Origin of the sequence: Streptomyces sp. HD (genome assembly GCF_028369295.1) — a bacterium.
In the GTDB taxonomy this organism is placed as follows: Bacteria; Actinomycetota; Actinomycetes; order Streptomycetales; family Streptomycetaceae; genus Streptomyces.
This window is the reverse complement of record NZ_JAQMYP010000014.1, coordinates 61,996-79,863: the sequence shown is the minus strand read 5'-3', so window position 1 is coordinate 79,863 and position 17,868 is coordinate 61,996. Positions and strand designations below refer to the sequence as shown.

The window sequence follows — 17,868 nt, the reverse complement described above, 5'->3', positions numbered from 1 at the left end:
CGGCACCGTCACTTCTCCTCCGCCCAGCGCCGCACGTGCGGCAGATCGTCGTCCAGCCAGAAGGCGCTCTGCTCGGGGTCCGCGGAGTCGGTGACGACCAGGATCTCCTCGAACTTGGCGCCCGTGCCCCGGAAACCCAGGTGGGGTTCGACCGCCCACAGGCCCGGCTGCGGCGGGTGGTCGGAGAAGCGGTACGGCGACCACAGCGGGGACCAGCCCTCGCGGTGACCGTGCAGCGCGTCGCTCGCCAGGCCCTTCAGGGACTGGGTGCCGAACCCGAAGACATGCGCTGACCAGCGGCGTTGCTGCACCCGGTCGACCTTGTGCGCGATCACGCCGAAGGGGTAGGCGCGGTGCCGGTTGGCGTAGCCCTGGCGGACCATGAGGCGGTCAACGTCCTCGTAGATCTCCCGCAGTGGCCGTCGCTCGCGCACTTCGCGCAGGATCAGCTCCCGGTGCGCCTCCAGGTCGGCCATCAGTTTGTCCTGCACCGGGTTGATGCCGAGCGAGCCCGAGTAGCCGATGTCGGCCGTGTAGCCGTCGTACACCGGAGCCATGTCCAGGATGAACGGCATCCCGGGCTCCAGCCGGCGGTTGGTGGGGAAGAACTGCAGCGGGATGCGGAAGTCCACGAACGCGGTGCGGTCCCCGAACCAGGCGAACGGCAGGTGGAACCAGTCCCGTACCCCGCGCTCACGCAGCCACTGGCGCTGCATGCGCGCCGCCTCGCGCTCGGTGATGCCCGGCTCCAACTGGGCCGCGACGGCCTCCGCACACTCGTACGCCAGCCGCTGGACCCTTCTGAACCCCTGCAGTTCCACGGATTCGGTACGGAGTTCGCCTGTCGCCGCCGTAGTCATGCCACCGCCCCACTTTGTCCACGCTGACTGCGGTACGTGCCCGTAACTTGACACTGGTGAATGTGACAGTTGTTAGAGGCTGCGTCAATAGGGCTGTCGAGAGCTGTGGAAAACCTCGCCGATGTGGAAACCGAGGCCCCGTTGTTCGACTTCAGGGTGACCCCTAGGGTCCCGTAGTCCTGGAGTCTGACCCCAAGACAGCTCTGCGGGGTGACGACCGGCGTGGTCCGCGTCACTACCTTCGTGGTGTGACTGTGATCGCGACCGAAAGCCTGAGCAAGCGGTTCCCCAGGGTGACCGCGCTTGACCGGCTGACCATGGACATCGGGCCCGGGGTGACCGGACTCGTCGGAGCCAATGGAGCCGGCAAGTCCACCATGATCAAGATCCTTCTGGGTCTGTCCCCTGCTACCGAGGGCCGTGCCGAAGTGCTCGGACTCGACGTCGCCACCAAGGGCGCCGCCATCCGTGAGCGCGTCGGGTACATGCCGGAGCACGACTGCCTGCCGCCCGACGTCTCGGCCACCGAGTTCGTCGTGCACATGGCCCGCATGTCCGGCCTCCCGCCCGCCGCCGCGCGCGAGCGCACCGCGGACACCCTGCGCCACGTCGGCCTGTACGAGGAGCGCTACCGCCCCATCGGCGGCTACTCGACCGGCATGAAGCAGCGCGTGAAGCTGGCGCAGGCCCTCGTCCACGACCCGCAGCTGGTCTTCCTGGACGAGCCGACCAATGGCCTCGACCCGGTCGGCCGCGACGACATGCTCGGCCTGATCCGCCGTATCCACACCGACTTCGGCATCTCGGTCCTGGTCACCTCCCACCTGCTGGGCGAGCTGGAGCGCACCTGCGACCACGTCGTCGTCATCGACGGCGGCAAACTGCTGCGCTCCAGCTCCACCACCGACTTCACCCAGACCACGACGACCCTCGCCATCGAGGTCACCGACACCGACGACCACCCGGACGGCACCCGCGCGGTGCGCGACGCGCTCCACGCGCGCGGGGTGGACGTTCTCGACGGCAGCGGCGGCCTCCCGGGCGCCGGACACATCCTGCTGCTCACCGCACAGGGCGAGGAGACCTACGACCTGGTGCGCGACGTGGTCGCCGACCTCGGCCTCGGCCTGGTGCGCATGGAACAGCGCCGGCACCACATCTCCGAGGTCTTCACCGACGACGAGCAGAGCGCCGACGCACAGCGGAAGGAGGCGGTCGGCCATGGCGGTTGAGCAGCCCATGGGGGCACCAGCCTCGCAGTCGGGTGACCAGACCCGTATCCACAACATCGGCTACCGCGCGTACGACGGCCCCCGCCTCGGCCGCTCCTACGCGACCCGGTCGCTGTACTCGCAGTCCCTGCGCGGCGCCTACGGCCTCGGCCGCTCGGTGAAGTCCAAGGTGCTGCCGATGCTGCTGTTCGTGGTGATGTGCGTGCCCGCCGCCATCATGGTCGCCGTCGCGGTCGCCACCAAGGCCAACGACCTGCCCGTCGACTACACGCGCTACGCGATCATCATGCAGGCCGTGATCAGCCTGTACGTCGCCTCGCAGGCACCGCAGTCGGTCTCGCGCGACCTGCGCTTCAAGACCGTGCCGCTGTATTTCTCGCGGCCGATCGAGACCGCCGACTACGTCCGCGCGAAGTTCGCGGCGCTGGCCTCCGCGCTGTTCATCCTCACCGCGGCCCCGCTGCTGGTGCTCTATGTGGGCGCGCTGCTGGCCAAGCTCGACTTCGCCGACCAGACCAAGGGATTCGCGCAGGGACTCGTGTCCGTGACACTGCTCTCACTGCTGTTCGCAGGCATCGGCCTGGTCATCGCGTCGATCACCCCCCGCCGCGGCTTCGGCATCGCGGCCGTGATCGCCGTACTGACCATCTCCTACGGCGCGGTGTCCACACTCCAGGCCATCGCCGACGCGCAGTCCCTCGGCGACGGCGGGGGCAGCAGCGGCGCCATCGCCTGGATCGGCCTCTTCTCGCCCGTCACACTCATCGACGGGGTGCAGTCCGCCTTCCTGGGCGCGAGCTCCGCGTTCCCCGGTGGAGTGGGCCCGAGCAACGGCGTGGGCGTGGTCTACGTCCTCGTCACCCTGGGCCTGATCGCCGCCGGCTACGGCCTCCTGATGCGCCGCTACAAGAAGGTGGGACTGTGACCACGCTCCAGATCGACCACGTCTCCCGCTGGTTCGGCAACGTGGTCGCCGTCAACGACATCACCATGACGATCGGCCCCGGCGTCACCGGCCTCCTCGGCCCCAACGGCGCCGGAAAGTCCACCCTCATCAACATGATGGCCGGCTTCCTGGCCCCCTCCACCGGCACCGTCACCCTCGACGGCCAGCAGGTCTGGCGCAACGAGTCGATCTACAAGCACATCGGCATCGTCCCCGAGCGCGAGGCGATGTACGACTTCCTCACCGGCCGCGAATTCGTCGTCGCCAACGCCGAGTTGCACGGGCTGGGAGCCAAGGCCGCCCAGAAGGCGCTGGCCACGGTCGAGATGGAGTACGCCCAGGACCGCAAGATCTCCACGTACTCCAAGGGCATGCGGCAGCGCGTGAAGATGGCGAGCGCCCTGGTGCACGACCCGTCCCTCCTGCTGCTCGACGAGCCCTTCAACGGCATGGATCCGCGTCAGCGCATGCAGCTCATGGACCTGCTGCGACGCATGGGCGACGAGGGACGCACGGTGCTGTTCTCGTCCCACATCCTCGAAGAGGTCGAGCAACTCGCCTGGCACATCGAGGTCGTGGTCGCCGGACGGCACGCGGCCAGCGGTGACTTCCGCAAGATCCGCCGCCTGATGACCGACCGCCCGCACCGCTACCTGGTGCGCTCCAGCGACGACCGCACCCTCGCGGCCGCGCTGATCGCCGACCCGTCGACGTCCGGCATCGAGGTCGACCTGACCGAGGGCGCGCTGCACATCCAGGCCGTCGACTTCGGCCGCTTCACCGCCCTGCTGCCGAGGGTGGCGCGCGACCACGGCATCCGCCTGTTCACGGTCTCGCCGTCCGACGAGTCCCTTGAGTCCGTCTTCTCGTATCTGGTCGCGGCGTAGGAGGCCGAAGATGTACGACCCCACAGTCGCCCGGCTCACATACCGGGCTCTGCTCGGCCGCCGTCGGGCCCTCATCCTGGGCGCGTTGCCGCTGCTGCTCATCGTGATCGCCGCGCTGGTGCGCGGTCTCGCCGGAGCCGACGACCAGACCGCGTCGGACCTGCTCGGCGGGCTCGCCCTCGCCACCATGGTGCCGATCATCGGCGTCATCGCCGGCACGGGCGCGATCGGGCCGGAGATCGACGACGGCTCGGTGGTGTATCTGCTGTCCAAGCCGGTGAAACGGCCGACGATCATCTTCACCAAGCTGATCGTGGCGATCGCCGTGACGATGGTCTTCTCGGCGCTGCCCACCTTCATCGCGGGCCTCATCCTCAACGGCAACGGCCAGCAGATCGCCGTCGCCTACACGGTGGCCGCACTCGTCGCCTCCATCGCCTACGCCGCGATCTTCCTGCTGCTGGGCACGGTGTCCCGGCACGCGGTGGTCTTCGGGCTCGTCTACGCGCTCGTCTGGGAGGCCCTGTTCGGCTCCCTGGTGTCCGGCGCGCGCACGCTGAGCGTCCAGCAGTGGGCGCTGGCGGTGGCGCAGAAGGTCGCCGGCGGGGACATGGTGACGTCCGACGTCGCCCTGCCCACGGCGACGGTGCTGCTGGCGGTGGTCACCGTCCTGGCGACCTGGTACGCGGGACAGAAGCTGCGGTCGCTGACGCTTGCCGGCGAGGAGTAGGACGGCGCCGGCGAGGAGTAAAGGAGCGGGCCCCTGAGCGGGCCCGCTCCTGACGAAGGCTTCACCTCTGTCCGGGCACACTGGGCAAACAGGACGCACTGCACGAACTGGAGGACGGGGATGGCAGACGACTGGGACGACCTCGTCCTGGACGAGGACTTCATACGGTCCGCCGAGACGTCCGAGCCGTCCGCCCGGGCCCGGATGCTGGCCGAGCGCTGGCGCCGTGAGGAGCCCGAGCCGCAGCCGTGGCGCTCGGACGAGCCGCCTGCCGGGTGGTTCTTCAGCAAGGGGCGCCGACGCAAGTGGCGGCGCCGTTAGCGGGCGTTCAGGGCCATTCCCGGGCGTTTTAATCAGTGGCGCCCAACTCGCCGTACAGGCACAGTGGTTGTGTCCACATCGCCGGACGGTGAGTTCGGCGCCACGTTCTGGGAGAGGAGTTGGGCGATGTCCATGCACGGCAGTACGTCCAGCTCCCGACAGGGCAGTCCGCGGCGGGTTACGGTGTAGTTACCCCACCGTCGACCCCGCTCCGCACACGGAGCTGCCCGGGGCGGCCGCTTCGAGCACGCGATGTCGCTCTCGCGTGGGCCGCCCACCCGGAGGATTGGCCGAGTGGTAAGGCACTGGCTTGCTAAGCCATGGTCGGGCTGGAAAGCCCGCGCACGTTCGATCCGTGCATCCTCCGCAAGACGTCGCCACTTCGGCTCGGCCGAGGGCAGGAGGGGCGAGGTGCGTCGGGGAGACACCCGGCACCCCGGACCTCAGCCGAGCAACCGCTCCAGCACCACCGCGATGCCGTCCTCCTCGTTGGAGGCGGTCACCTCGTCCGCCACCGCCTTCAGCTCCTCGTGGGCGTTGGCCATGGCCACACCCCTCGCTGCCCAGGCGAACATCGGGATGTCGTTGGGCATGTCGCCGAAGGCGATCGTGTCCGCGGCCTTCATGCCCAGGCGGCGGGCCGCCAGGGACAGGCCCGTGGCCTTGGACAGGCCGAGGGGGAGGAGTTCCACGATGCCCTCGCCCGCCATGGCCACCGTGACGAAGCCGCCGGCGGCCTGGCGGGCGGCCTCTGCCAGTTCGTCGTCCGACAGCGCCGGGTGCTGTATGTAGATCTTGTTCAGCGGGGCGGCCCACAGATCCGACACGTCCGTGAACGGCGTCGCCGGGAGCGTGCCCGTGACCGCGTAGCCGGGGCCGACCAGGACGTCACCGTCCAGGCCGGCGCGGCTCGCCGCCAGGAAGAGGGGGCCGACCTCCGCCTCGATCTTGGCCAGGGCCACGCCCGCCAGCTGCCGGTCCAGGGTCACCGCGGTCAGCAGGCGGTGCTCGCCGGCGTCGTAGACCTGCGCGCCCTGGCCGCACACCGCGAGGCCCTGATAGCCGAGGTCGTCGAGGATGTGGCGGGTCCATGGCACCGCGCGGCCGGTCACCACGATGTGCGCGGCACCGGCCTCAGTGGCCGCGACGAGGGCGTCACGGGTGCGCTGCGCGACCGACTCGTCGGAGCGCAGGAGCGTTCCGTCGAGGTCGGTCGCGATCAGCCTGTAGGGGAACCCTTCAGCGGGAGACGTGGAGCTCACTTCGCGACCGGCTCCAGGACCTCCCGGCCGCCCAGGTACGGGCGCAGCACCTCGGGGACCCGGACGGAGCCGTCGGCCTGCTGGTGGTTCTCCAGGATCGCCACGATGGTGCGCGGTACGGCGCACAGGGTGCCGTTGAGCGTGGCCAGCGGCTTGACCTGCTTGCCGTCACGGACGCGGATCGACAGGCGGCGGGACTGGAACTCGGTGCAGTCCGAGGTCGACGTCAGCTCGCGGTACTTGCCCTGCGTCGGGATCCACGCCTCGCAGTCGAACTTGCGGGAGGCCGAGGAGCCCAGGTCGCCCGAGGCCACGTCGATCACGCGGAACGGCAGCTCCAGCGACGTCAGCCACTGCTTCTCCCACTCCAGCAGGCGCTGGTGCTCGGCCTGCGAGTCCTCGGGAGCGACGTAGGAGAACATCTCGACCTTGTCGAACTGGTGCACGCGGAAGATGCCGCGGGTGTCCTTGCCGTGCGAGCCGGCCTCGCGGCGGAAGCAGGGCGAGAAGCCCGCGTAGCGCAGCGGCAGCTTGTCGGCGTCGAGGATCTCGTCCATGTGGTACGCGGCGAGGGCGACCTCGGAGGTGCCGACCAGGTAGAGGTCGTCCTTGTCGAGGTGGTAGACGTCCTGCGCGGCCTGGCCGAGGAAGCCGGTGCCCGCCATCGACTGGGGGCGGACCAGCGCCGGGGTCAGCATCGGGGTGAAGCCGGCCGCCGTGGCCTGCGCCATCGCGGCGTTGACCAGGGCCAGCTCCAGCAGGGCGCCGACGCCGGTGAGGAAGTAGAAGCGGGAACCGGAGACCTTCGCGCCGCGCTCGACGTCGATGGCGCCGAGGAGGCTGCCGAGCTCCAGGTGGTCCTTCGGCTCGAAGCCCTCGGCCGTGAAGTCGCGGATCTCGCCGTGCGTCTCCAGCGTGACGAAGTCCTCCTCGCCGCCGACCGGGACGTCCGGGTGCACGAGGTTGCCGAGCTGGACCAGCAGCTCCTGGGTCTCGGCAGCGGCGGCGTCGCGCTCGGCGTCGGCAGCCTTGACGTCGGCGGCCAACTGGCTCGCCTTCTTCAGGAGCTCGGCCTTCTCGTCCCCGGAGGCCTTGGGGATGAGCTTGCCGAGCTGCCTCTGCTCGGCACGAAGCTCGTCGAAGCGGACGCCCGACGACCTGCGCCGCTCGTCGGCAGACAGGAGGGAGTCGACGAGCGCGACGTCCTCTCCACGGGCGCGCTGCGAGGCGCGCACTCGGTCGGGGTCCTCACGGAGCAGGCGAAGGTCAATCACGCGCTCAAGGCTACCGGGGTGGGGTGACAGCCCACGACTCACTATTCCGAGCCGCGGCTTACGTTCCGCTATGGGGTAATTGCGAGCCGTGTCAATAAAAGGCGTCCCACTCCCTGGAACGGGGCAGGCGCGAGGCGGCCGGTTGACTCGATTCCCTTGTGGAGAACGGGACTTGGGTCACGGTTGTCCACAGGTATCCCCAGGCTCCGAAGAGTTATCCACAGGCTGTGTGGATGGACTGTGGATGTCGGAATTGATCACTCCGTAATGCGGTGATCAAGTTGAGAATTCCCAGGACAAACCGCCTCCGTCCCTGCTTTCGGGTGGAAAGTGGTCGCCCCAAAGGATTGCTCAAAGGAAAAGAGTGGACGAAGGGTGACTTGCGCGATGGTGGAGGCCGGAAGGGCCTGGAGGGCGATTTGTCGACAGACTCATGCTTCTCTGTCGACTTGTCCCCAGGTCGAGATGAGGACCTGTGGATAACCCCTGTGGATAACGATAATCGGCTGGTAGTACCGGCTGAAACCCGCACCGGATCCGCTGACCCGCACCGGATCCGCTCAGAACCGCCCGTCCTGGCACCGCGCCACCCAGTCCGCCGCCGACACGAACTCCTCGTCCGACGTCCCCGAGCGAGGGGGCCGCATATCCCCCGGCTTCATGTCCGCGCGCGGATACGAGCCCAGGAACCGCACCTCAAGGCAGATCCGCTTCAGCCCCATCAGCGCCTCGGCCACCCGGCGATCGGAGATATGCCCCTCGGCGTCGATGCAGAAGCAGTAATTGCCGATGCCCGCGCCGGTCGGCCGGGACTGCAGCAGCATCAGGTTGATGCCGCGGGTGGCGAACTCACCCAGGAGGTCACGCAGCCCGCCGGGATGGTCGTCGCGCTGCCACAGCACGACGGACGTCTTGTCGGCACCGGACGGAGCGGCGGGCCGTGCGGGCCGGCCCACCAGGACGAACCGGGTCTGGGCGTTCTCCGCGTCGTGGATCCCGGTCTCCAGGGCCTCCAGGCCGTACAGCGCGGCGGCGAACTCGCCCGCGAAGGCCGCGTCGTACTGGCCCTCCTGCACCAGACGGGCGGCGTCCGCGTTCGACGCGGCCGACTCCCAGTGGGCGTCGGGGAGGTTGTTCTTGAGCCAGTTGCGCACCTGCGGCTGGGCGGCCGGGTGTGCGGAGACCGTCTTGATGTCCGACAGCTTCGTGCCCGGCCTGACCAGCAGCGCGAAGGTGATCGACAGCAACACCTCGCGGTAGATCATCAACGGCGCGCCCGCGACCAGCTCGTCGAGCGTGGTCGTGATGCCGCCCTCGACGGAGTTCTCGATCGGCACGAACGCGGCCTCGGCCTCGCCGACGCGCACCGCGTCCAGCGCGGACTGCACGGACACGTAGGGGATCAGCTCCCGGGTCGCGGCCTCGGGAAGTGTGCGCAGGGCGGCCTCGGTGAAGGTGCCCTCGGGGCCGAGATAGGCATAGCTCGCTGGCATGACCTCACCCTAATGGGCCTTGCGAAACGGCGGGCACGCATCTCACCCGGTCACCGCAAGGGAGGATGCCCCGGCACCCAGGGCCCGTCGTTTGGATCACGCCGGTGTCGCGGGCCCTGGCACGCGCTCACCCCTCCAGCAACCGCTGCCCCACGTACTCCCCCTCCGCCGCGCCACCCGGCACGGCGAACAACCCGCTCGCCTCGTGCCGGATGTACTTCGACAGGGCGTCGCCCCGGTCGAGCTTGCGTTGCACGGTGACGAAGCCGAGCAGGGGGTCGGCCTGCCAGCAGATGAAGAGGAGACCCGCGTCGGGCACGCCGTCCGTGTCGATGCCGTCGTGGTACGAGAACGGGCGTCGCAGCATGGCCGCCCCGCCGTTCTGGTCGGGGCGGGTGATGCGGGCGTGGGCGTTGATGGGGACGACCAGATTCCCTGCCTTGTCGGTCTTCTCCAGGTCCATCGCGGTCGTCTCGGTGCCCCCGGACAGCGGCGCCCCGTCGGACTTGCGGCGCCCGATGACGTCCTCCTGCTCCTTGACCGAGAGCTGCTCCCAGTCGTCGAGGAGCATCCGGATGCGGCGTACGACGGCGTAGGAGCCGTTCGCCATCCAGGCCGGGTCCTTCGAGCCGGACTCGGGCACGAAGATCCGCTGGTCGAAGTCGTTGTCCGTCGGCTTCGGGTTGCGGGTGCCGTCCATCTGGCCCATCAGGTTGCGGGCCGTCATGCGGTGCGCGGTGGCGCCCGGCGAGCGGTTGAAGCCGTTCATCTGCCAGCGCACCTTGGCCGCCTGGCCCGCGTCCTTCTGGATCGCGCGCAGGGCGTGGAAGGCGACCAGGGCGTCGTCGGCGCCGATCTGCACCCACAGATCGCCGTTGCTGCGTGCCTTGTCGAGCTGGTCGGAGGAGAAGTCGGGCAGGGGGTCCAGGGAGACCGGGCGCTGCTTCTCCAGACCGGTCCGTGCGAAGAAGCTGTGCCCGAAGCCGAAGGTGATCGTCAGCGAGGACGGACCGGCGTCACGGGCGACATCCGTGTCGTCCTGCTTGGCCGCCGCGCCGGCCATCAGCCGCCCAGCCGTCTCCGACCAGCGACGCAGCAACGCCGCCGCCTCCTTGCGGCCCGCGCCCGCCGCCAGGTCGAAGGCGACGACGTGGCCGCGGGCCTGGAGCCCTTGGAGGATGCCGGGCTGATGTTTCCCGTGAAACATCACCTGACCGGCGCCCAGCGAGGTGAGCGGCGTCGCTTCGGCCGGCCGCGCGGCGTATCCCACCGCCCCGCCCGCCGCTCCGAGCACCAGCCCGGTGGCACCAGCAGTCCCGAGCAGACTGCGCCGCGAAATGCCCTCATTAACAGCGGCCTTTTCAGCAGCGCCCTCTACGGCGTTTTCGGAAACGCCGTCATTAAGTGCCGTTTCGGAAGACCCGGAGGTTCCGGAAGCCTGGGACGTCCCGGAGGTCTTGGAGGTCCCGGGAGTCCTAGGAGTAGGAGCCTCCGGAATGGACTGGTCAGCCATGGTGAGGTTCAGCCGATCTGCGCGTTCTTGGAGACGGTGGCCTGGTCGATGTCGGAGGTCCGCACGGTCACGGCGATCTTCCACTCGCCCGCCACGGGGATCTGTACTCCGCTCGCCGACCAGTGTCCGGTGGAGATGTGGTCCGGGACGACGGGCAGTGGCCCGATGTCCTGGGACTCCAGGGTGAAGGCGACCTTCACCTCGGGGATGTCAAAGGCGCGGCCATTGGGTCGCTGTACGTAGACGTGCATTTCGTTGCCGCCCACGCGCGCGGGATCGAGGTCGATCCGTACGACCCCCTTGCCGTCCTCGCCGCCGGTGTCGAAGGACATGTCCAGGGTCAGCGCCCCGGACGACGAGGCATCGGCAGTGGCGGAGGACGATGCCGCCGCCCTGGCCTGCTCCTCCGTACGCCCCGGCTCGGTCGACGTCAGCATGGTGGTGACGGCGAGCAGGACGACCGCGACGCCCGCCTCGGCGAGCACAGAGCGGCGCAGTCCGAACCGGTTCGGGTCGGCGTCCCGCTGCTGCTTCTGCCGTGCCGTGTCGATCGCGGCCTGCTGCCGGGCGAGCTGGGCGGCGCGCTCGGAGTCGTCCTTGCCGGACGCGGCGGCCGAGGCGCCGTTCTTGCCGAAGGCGGAGGCGGTGACAGAGGCGGAGGTGGCGGGGGAGTCGGCCTTCCTGCCGGAAGCGGAGGCGGCGGAGGTACCCGCCCGGGCAGCGGCGTGCGCCTTCTCGCCCTCACCCTCGACCGCCTCCTCGCCGACCGCTTCCTCGCCGACCGCTTCCTCGCCGACCGCTTCCCCGCCGACCGCCTCCTCGACTGCCGCTTGCTCCCTGTCCTCCCTGCCTTCGCCGTCCTCCCCGTCCTCGCCGGCCCGCGTCCCCTCCCGCGAAGTCACCGCAGCCGTGTCCGTCAGTCGCGCCGTCCACCGCCGTGAGATCCACGCGATCCCGACCAGCAGCATCACGAGCGCGATCTTGACCAGCAGCAGCTGCCCGTACCGCGTCCCGGTGAACGCCGGCCACGACCCGAGCTGCCGCCACGACTGGTAGACGCCGGTCGCGACCAGTGCCAGCACGCTGCCGAAGGCGAGGCGTGAGAACCGGCGTACGGCGGAGGCGTCGAGCGGGGTCTCCGCGGGCGCCCGGTACAGGGCGAAGAGCAGTGCGGTGAGGCCGCCGAGCCAGCCCGCGACGGCCAGCAGATGCAGGACGTCGACCGGCATCGCGATGCCGGCCTGGAGTCCGGTCGAGGCGTGCTCGGACATCGCCCAGCTCGCGGCGAGGCCCGCGGCCACCACGGTGCCGCCGATGGCGAGCCCGAAGGTGAGGTCCCGCTTCTCCTCGTCCTCCCGCTTGTCATACGCCCCGAACAGCACCGCGATGAACAGCGCCGCCGCGGCGAGCAGCAGCAGCCGGGACACCAGCGCCGCACCCGTCTTGGTCTGCAGGACCTGGCCGAGCAGCTCCAGGTCGAAGATGTCGCCGACCTTCCCGGTGCTGGTGTACGAGCCGCGCAGGAGGAGCAGGGCGAGTGTCGCGGCAGTCAGGGCCAGCCAGCCGGAGACGACGAGCCGTTGCAGCGCCCGTACGCCGGCCCCGCGCTGCCAGCAGGCGAGCACGAATGCGGCGCCGCCGACCAGGACGATGAACCCGGCGTACGACGCATACCGCCCGAACCCGTAGAGCCAGCCGACGACCCCGCCGCCGACTTCCTGGCCGGAGACCGAGACGGTGGTCTGGGAGGGGGCGCCGATGGAGAAGGTGTAGGCGCCGGCGACGGGATGGCTGTCCTCGGACACCACCTGGTAGGTGACGGTGTACGTGCCGTCGGGCAGGCCGCTGTGGAGTTTCACGGCGTACGTCGTGCCGTTCACGTTGGCCGGGTCGCCGCGGTCGATGCGCTTGCCCTTGGGGTCGAGTACCCGCACGGAGTCGTCGGACAGGGCGACCTTCTCGGAGAAGGTCAGCGAGACCTGCGTCGGGGCCTTGTCCACCACCGCCCCCTGCTGGGGGTCGCTGCCGGTCAGCGCGGCGTGCGCGGAGACCGTCCCGGCACCGGCGAGAAGCAGACCGGTGACGGCCAGGAGCAGCAGCACCAGGTTCCGAACGCGCAGCGGCACACGCGTCCGGATGCGCGGCGGCACCACGTTCCGGACCCGCAGCGGCACCCGAGGCCGGATGCCGGGCCGGACGCGGGGGGCGATGGGCTGGGTCAAGGCGATCTCTCCCTCAGTGTCCGGTCTTCGGGTTGTACGTCGCGGACTTCACCGGCATCTCAACCGTGACCGTGCCGGACTCGGCGAAGTGGAGCCGCACGGTCACCTTCTCGCCCTGCTTCGGCTTTCGCTTCAGCTTCTCGAACATCAGATGGCTGCCGCCGCTCTTGAACACGAGTTGACCGTGGGCGGGGACGGCGAGCTCCTTGGCCTCCTGCATCGACGAGTTCACGGTCTCGTGGGCGGTGACCTCGCCGACGTCGCTGGTGACGGAGGTCAACTCGTCCTTCGTACCGCCCTTGTTGGTGACCGTCAGGAAACCGGCCGCCATCGAGTCGGACACCGGCTGCGGCATATAGGCGCCGCTGACGGACACCTCCGCCTTGGAGTCCTCGGAACCGCAGCCCGCCAGGACGAGTGCGCCGGCCATCACCACGGTCACCGGGGTGAACCGCCTCACGGCTTCTCCCCCTTGATCAGCTTGGGGAGGTCCTTGGTGTAGTCGGCGACCTCGGCGTCCTCGGTGTAGAGGACGTACCCCTTGTCGGTCTTCGGCGAGAACGCGACGACCTGGGTGCCATGGGTGGAGACCATCTTGCCGTTCTTGTCCTTGTGTGGCGGCTCGATGGAGATGCCGAGGGTGCGTGCGCCGGCCTGGATGGTGTCGAATGCGCCGGTCAGGCCGACGACCTGCGGGTCGATGCCTTTCAGCCACTTGCCGAGCGCGGGCGCCGTGTCGCGCTCCGGGTCGGTGGTGACGAACACGACGCGCAGCTCGTCCTGCTCCGCCTTGGACAGCTGCTTCTTGGCGACGGCGAGGTTGTTCATCGTCAGCGGGCAGACGTCGGGGCAGTTGGTGTAGCCGAAGTAGATCAGCGTCGGCTTGCCCTGGGTCTCCTTGCGGAGGTCGTACTTCTTGCCGTTCGTGTCGCTGAGGACCAGGTCCGGCTTCTCGAACGGCTTGTCGAGGACGATGGCCGCCTTGTCCGACCCGGCCTCCTCGGAGACCACGGTGACGGGCTGGGCGCTGTCGTCACCGTTACCGCAGGCGGAGAGGGTGAGGGTGGCGGCGGCGAGCAGGGCGGCCGCGGCGAAGGTCTTCTTACGCATGGCAAGTCTTCTTACACATAGAAAAATGTCCCAGTTGTTCCGGCTGTGCTGTTCCGGCCGTGCTGTTCCGGCTGTGTCGTTCCGGCTGTCTCAGTGGTGAGGATCCGGCGCGCACCGGAGGCGTGCCCCCGGCGCGCGCCGTGAACCGAAGAGGCCGTCAGGCCTCGGTGCGCCGACGGCCGGCGAGTACGCCGTACGCCACACCCAGCGCGCCTACGACGATGCCGACCACGCCCAGGACGCGGGCGGTGGTGTCGCTGCTGTCGGCGGGCTCGTCGGCGGCGGTCTTGGCGGAGGCCGCCTCGGTGTTGTCGGAGTCGGAGGCCTTGCCGGCGGAGGACGAGCCGTGGTGGCCCTCCTCGGCGGCGGACAGCGCGAGCACCGGCGCCGGGTTCTCGGGCTCCTCCTGGCCCTCCTGCGGCACCTCGATCCAGCGCACGACCTCGTCGTTGGAGTACGTCTGGAGCGCCTTGAAGACGAGTTCGTCGGTGTCCTCGGGGAGCTGGCCGATGGAGACGGGGAACTTCTGGAAGAAGCCCGCCCTGATGCCGTCGCCGGTGGCGGTCCAGGTGATCTTGGAGACGGCCTGGGTGATCTTCTCGCCGTGCATCTCAAGAGGCTTGTCGAGCTCGGACTTGGTGACCTTGATGTCCCAGCCGTTGACCGGCTCCGGCATCGCGGAGGCCAGCGGGTGGTCGGTCGGGAAGGTCACCTCCAGCTTGGTGGTCGACGCGTCGTCGCGCTCATTGGGCACCTTGAAGTCGACGACCGCGTAGCCGCCCTTGGCTGCCGTGCCCTCGGGCTGCACGCTGACGTGGGCGAACGCGGGGGCGGACAGAGCGAGCACGGCCGTGCCGGCGAGGGCGCCAGCGGCGGCGAAACGAGAGACCTTCATGCGAAGCACTCCACTGTGAGTGAGATTCGGGATTCCGGTGGTGAAGAGGAGTACGCGCGCAGGGGTGCCCGATCAGCGGGAAAGCCCGCGAGGCCGCGACCGGTTGGCGAAGCCTGCGAGTCGGCGAAGGCCGGCAGAGTCGGCGAAGCCGGACAAGGGAGATCCCGTGATCGGAGAACTCGCGCACGCACGCGTGCCGCACGACGGCGGCCCCTCAGTCCCACGCAGTGGAGTGATGGCGGTCGCGTCGTGTCAGGCGGCGAGGACGAGTACGGCACCGGCCGGCGGGCCCCGCCTGACCACCGTGTGCTGGAGCGCGAGAGTGCGTGGCTCGGCCGGACCGAACCCCCCGACGCACAGGACAAGCGGGCCCGCCTCGGGTGCGCCCGGCAGTCCGGCACGCAGGGCGCGCACCAGAGCGAGCGCCCCGCGCAGGGATCGTACGAAAGCCCCCTCGGCGACCGAATGCGCCGACAGGGCCGACATCTCGACGATGCGCAGCAGGGCCAGGTCCCCGCGCCGCAGCAGCCACCCCGCGGCGACCGCCGCTAGGACGTGGGCGAGCAGCATGGGCAGGGAAGGCAGAAGCGACACGGAGGCATCCGTGGCGGAGTTCGCGACGGTGGACATCGTGTCCGCCGACCGGTGCGAGGCGTGCGCCCCCATGGCCGGGTGCAGTCGTGCCTCGGTGAGGATCCGCTGGGCCTGGGCGGGGCTGATCGCCGCCGTGGCGGTTCCGCAGACGAGCCGCGCGGCCAGCTCGACGAGCGCGGCGTCGGACGCGGAGGACGTGGCTGCGGCGGAGGTCCCGGTGGCGGCGGCCGCCCCGGCGCTCACCCCGTGCTGCCCGAGCCCGAACAGCGTGTGCAGGACGGTCTGGCCGACCGCGAGCAGCACCGCGATCCCGGGCAGCGAACGCTCCCGCCCCGCGAACGGCACCGCGACCAGGAAAACCCCCAGGAACCCGCCTCCCAGCGTCCACAGCGGAATCGTCGCGCAGGAGCCCAGCGCGTGGCCGACCCCGGCCAGCACGACGCAGACCGCGGCGAACACCGCGGCCCGCAGTATCCGGAGATCACTCCCGGAGCGCGCTGTGCGCGGGTGGGGGGCAGGCATGGCGGGCTCATCATCGCACTGGCCTTATGACCGCCATACGGCAGGTCCGCAAGATGAGGAACGGGCGATTCAGGACGTACGGGGAGAAGAAGACTGTACGACCGGAAGATCACCTTCTGATGTGGGCCGCCCCCACATACACCGATTACCGTGTGGGCGCATCGACCATATGGGCGGCATCACGTCAATGATGTGCTTACAGGTGGGCACTCGCGGCAATACGTAACGGTATGTCGAGCCGCGGCCAGGAGGCTGGAGCATGAGCATCTGGTGGTCACTCCATCTGCGGCGGGAAGCCGCGAGCGTGCCGCTCGCCCGGCGGTTGCTGATCGGCACGATGGAGACGGCGGGCGTCGACCCGGACGTGTCCTACGACCTCTCCGTCGCCCTCAGCGAGGCCTGCGCGAACGCCGTCGAGCACGGCGGCGCCGGCGCGTCCGGCGACTCCCCGCAGGCGTATCGCGTGACGGCGTATCTGGACGGCGAGAAGTGCCACATCGAGGTCACCGACTCGGGCCCCGGCTTCACCACCCCACCCCGCACGCCCCGCCCGGCGTCCACCGACGCCGAACACGGCCGGGGTCTCTGCCTGATCCAGGAACTCGCCGACCATGTCCAGATCGGCAACACACCGGGGCGGGCCGGGGCGGTGGTGAGCTTCGACAAGATCTTGAAGTGGCGCAAGGACACACCGTTGATGGCCGTGTAAGGGCCGGCCGCACGCCTCCCGGCCGCCACCGGGAGGCGTCGGCGTCAACCACCGCAGGCGGACCGAACCGCGTAGAACGTGCTCAGGTACCGCGCGTGATACGCCCCGCTGGTGATCCGCACGACCGCCTCGTCCGCCGACCGCAGCGACGACCCGGTCAGGTTGGCGCTTCCCGTGTACACGCGTGGCGTCAGGTCGCCGTTGTAGTCGCCGTCGACGAGGATCTGCTTGTTGTGCGGGCGGACGTCGATTCCGGGGCCGTTGGGGATCCGGCATCTGCGGTGCTGGATGCCGGCGGCGTTCAGGCGGCCGGTGATCGCGGCGTCGCTGTCGGCGTAGATGACGTCGACCCAGCAGCCCCGGCCGCGCAGCTGGGCCAGCTTGTCGGCGACCTGGCGGCGGGAGCCGAAGAAGCTGTGCGTCAGGACGCGGATGTCGGTCTGGTGCCGTAGCCCGTCCGCGCCGGTGTAGGCGCAGCTGATCTCGTTCAGCGCGTTGACGATGGTGTCGGTGGCCGGGTTGTTGTACGACGCGTCACCTCGCGGGAAGAAGTAGCCGCGGTACGTCGAACCGGTCGGGGTGGAGAAGTACGCGTTGTTGTTGCCGCCTACGAGGGTGCGGCCCTGGCGGAGCTGCGCGTGGTACGAGACGTAGCCGTTGTAGACCGTGCTGTTCGTGAAGGTGACCGCGTCGTTGAAGGACTCGACCTTGTACCAGTCGGTGAGGTTCGAGGAGGTCTGGAAGACGACGTTCGAATAGCTCGTGCCGTCGTCGAAGGGCCCGATCCTGGAGAAGAGGAAGAACTTGTTGTGGTTGTACGCCGGTTGGGGCGGAGCCACGGCAAGGCAGCCGCGCTGGACGTCGTCCACACCGTCGGCGTCCTCGAACCTGTCGTCGCAGACGACGATCCAGGAGCGGGCGGCTGTGCTGGTGCCGAGCGCGGACCTGAGCGACAGAAAGGCCGGGTTGTTGAACTCGGCGCCGCCGGGGCCCACATAGGTCGAGTCGTCGACGATGAGTCTGACGTCGACACCGCGCGCGTGGGCGGCGATCAGCGCGTTCGCGACCTCCTGGTCGAGGAACTCGTACATCGAGCCGCGGATCTGCGCCCCGGCCGGCGTCGCGTCGATCAGCCGTACGAGCTGGGTGAAGATCGCCTTCTGCTGGGCCGGGGTGCCCAGCGGGTTGTTGAAGACGGGCCCGTTGACGACCGGTTTGGTCAGCGCGGCGGCCGGTGTCGCACCGCCGACGAGGAGTGCGGTCACCAAGGACAGGACGGTGGCGACGGCGGGCAGCAC

General features: G+C 69.5%; 17 protein-coding genes and 1 tRNA gene. 7 read left to right on the top strand and 11 right to left on the bottom strand.

The genetic code is table 11. The features are described 5' to 3' along the window. Positions 1-8 precede the first annotated feature (8 nt). Positions 9-860, bottom strand: a complete 852-nt coding sequence (locus tag POF73_RS16120) for a M24 family metallopeptidase (protein WP_272115530.1) — start codon at positions 858-860, stop codon at positions 9-11. A gap of 254 nt (positions 861-1,114) precedes the next feature. Between POF73_RS16120 and POF73_RS16115 the strand changes: the two genes are divergently transcribed. The 6 genes from POF73_RS16115 to POF73_RS16090 all read left to right on the top strand — a co-directional run bounded on the left by POF73_RS16115 (position 1,115) and on the right by POF73_RS16090 (position 5,343). Continuing rightward, the gene (locus POF73_RS16115; RefSeq protein WP_272115846.1) at positions 1,115-2,092 is read left to right on the top strand and encodes an ABC transporter ATP-binding protein; all 978 of its coding nucleotides are present in this window, start codon (positions 1,115-1,117) and stop codon (positions 2,090-2,092) included. Beyond that, positions 2,082-3,017 (top strand): ABC transporter permease, encoded by a 936-nt coding sequence (locus POF73_RS16110; protein WP_272115529.1) that lies wholly within the window; start codon positions 2,082-2,084, stop codon positions 3,015-3,017. The genes POF73_RS16115 and POF73_RS16110 overlap by 11 nt, the downstream gene beginning before the upstream one ends. Further along, positions 3,014-3,925: an ABC transporter ATP-binding protein gene (locus POF73_RS16105; RefSeq protein WP_272115527.1), complete on the top strand. Its 912-nt coding sequence runs from the start codon at positions 3,014-3,016 to the stop codon at positions 3,923-3,925. The genes POF73_RS16110 and POF73_RS16105 overlap by 4 nt, the downstream gene beginning before the upstream one ends. 10 nt (positions 3,926-3,935) lie before the next feature. Next, positions 3,936-4,655: an ABC transporter permease subunit gene (locus POF73_RS16100; RefSeq protein ID WP_272115525.1), complete on the top strand. Its 720-nt coding sequence runs from the start codon at positions 3,936-3,938 to the stop codon at positions 4,653-4,655. Positions 4,656-4,775: 120 nt separating this feature from the next. After that, a complete protein-coding gene (locus POF73_RS16095) occupies positions 4,776-4,976 on the top strand; it encodes an SGM_3592 family protein (protein ID WP_272115523.1) in 201 nt (66 codons plus the stop codon). A 280-nt stretch (positions 4,977-5,256) separates the two neighbouring features. Next, a tRNA-Ser gene (locus tag POF73_RS16090) sits at positions 5,257-5,343 on the top strand. Between the two features lie 76 nt (positions 5,344-5,419). Here POF73_RS16090 and POF73_RS16085 read toward each other — a convergent pair. The 9 genes from POF73_RS16085 to POF73_RS16045 all read right to left on the bottom strand — a co-directional run bounded on the left by POF73_RS16085 (position 5,420) and on the right by POF73_RS16045 (position 15,861). After that, positions 5,420-6,238, bottom strand: a complete 819-nt coding sequence (locus POF73_RS16085; RefSeq protein ID WP_272115520.1) for an HAD family hydrolase — start codon at positions 6,236-6,238, stop codon at positions 5,420-5,422. Then, positions 6,235-7,512 carry a serine--tRNA ligase gene (gene serS, locus POF73_RS16080; RefSeq protein ID WP_272115518.1) on the bottom strand — a complete coding sequence of 426 codons (1,278 nt, stop codon included), beginning with the start codon at positions 7,510-7,512 and terminating at the stop codon, positions 6,235-6,237. The genes POF73_RS16085 and serS overlap by 4 nt, the downstream gene beginning before the upstream one ends. A gap of 560 nt (positions 7,513-8,072) precedes the next feature. After that, complete coding sequence (gene pheA, locus POF73_RS16075) at positions 8,073-9,005, bottom strand: prephenate dehydratase (protein ID WP_272115516.1); 933 nt, start codon at positions 9,003-9,005, stop codon at positions 8,073-8,075. Positions 9,006-9,132: 127 nt separating this feature from the next. Next, positions 9,133-10,518: an iron uptake transporter deferrochelatase/peroxidase subunit gene (gene efeB / locus POF73_RS16070; RefSeq protein WP_272115514.1), complete on the bottom strand. Its 1,386-nt coding sequence runs from the start codon at positions 10,516-10,518 to the stop codon at positions 9,133-9,135. 8 nt (positions 10,519-10,526) lie between these two features. Further along, on the bottom strand, positions 10,527-12,656 hold the full coding sequence (locus POF73_RS16065; protein WP_272115844.1) for a copper resistance CopC/CopD family protein: 2,130 nt from the start codon (positions 12,654-12,656) through the stop codon (positions 10,527-10,529). A 97-nt stretch (positions 12,657-12,753) separates the two neighbouring features. Continuing rightward, positions 12,754-13,170: a copper chaperone PCu(A)C gene (locus tag POF73_RS16060; RefSeq protein ID WP_272115842.1), complete on the bottom strand. Its 417-nt coding sequence runs from the start codon at positions 13,168-13,170 to the stop codon at positions 12,754-12,756. A gap of 26 nt (positions 13,171-13,196) precedes the next feature. Beyond that, positions 13,197-13,850: an SCO family protein gene (locus POF73_RS16055; protein WP_272115512.1), complete on the bottom strand. Its 654-nt coding sequence runs from the start codon at positions 13,848-13,850 to the stop codon at positions 13,197-13,199. 157 nt (positions 13,851-14,007) lie between these two features. Continuing rightward, positions 14,008-14,745 carry a YcnI family copper-binding membrane protein gene (locus POF73_RS16050; RefSeq protein WP_272115510.1) on the bottom strand — a complete coding sequence of 246 codons (738 nt, stop codon included), beginning with the start codon at positions 14,743-14,745 and terminating at the stop codon, positions 14,008-14,010. Positions 14,746-14,997: 252 nt separating this feature from the next. Continuing rightward, complete coding sequence (locus tag POF73_RS16045) at positions 14,998-15,861, bottom strand: hypothetical protein (protein WP_272115508.1); 864 nt, start codon at positions 15,859-15,861, stop codon at positions 14,998-15,000. A gap of 259 nt (positions 15,862-16,120) precedes the next feature. On the opposite strand from POF73_RS16045, the gene POF73_RS16040 reads away from it, so the two are divergent. Next, positions 16,121-16,570, top strand: coding sequence for an ATP-binding protein (locus POF73_RS16040; protein ID WP_272115505.1), 450 nt, complete (start codon positions 16,121-16,123; stop codon positions 16,568-16,570). A gap of 44 nt (positions 16,571-16,614) precedes the next feature. Here POF73_RS16040 and POF73_RS16035 read toward each other — a convergent pair whose 3' ends face one another. After that, on the bottom strand, positions 16,615-17,868 hold the full coding sequence (locus tag POF73_RS16035) for a phospholipase D-like domain-containing protein (protein WP_272115503.1): 1,254 nt from the start codon (positions 17,866-17,868) through the stop codon (positions 16,615-16,617).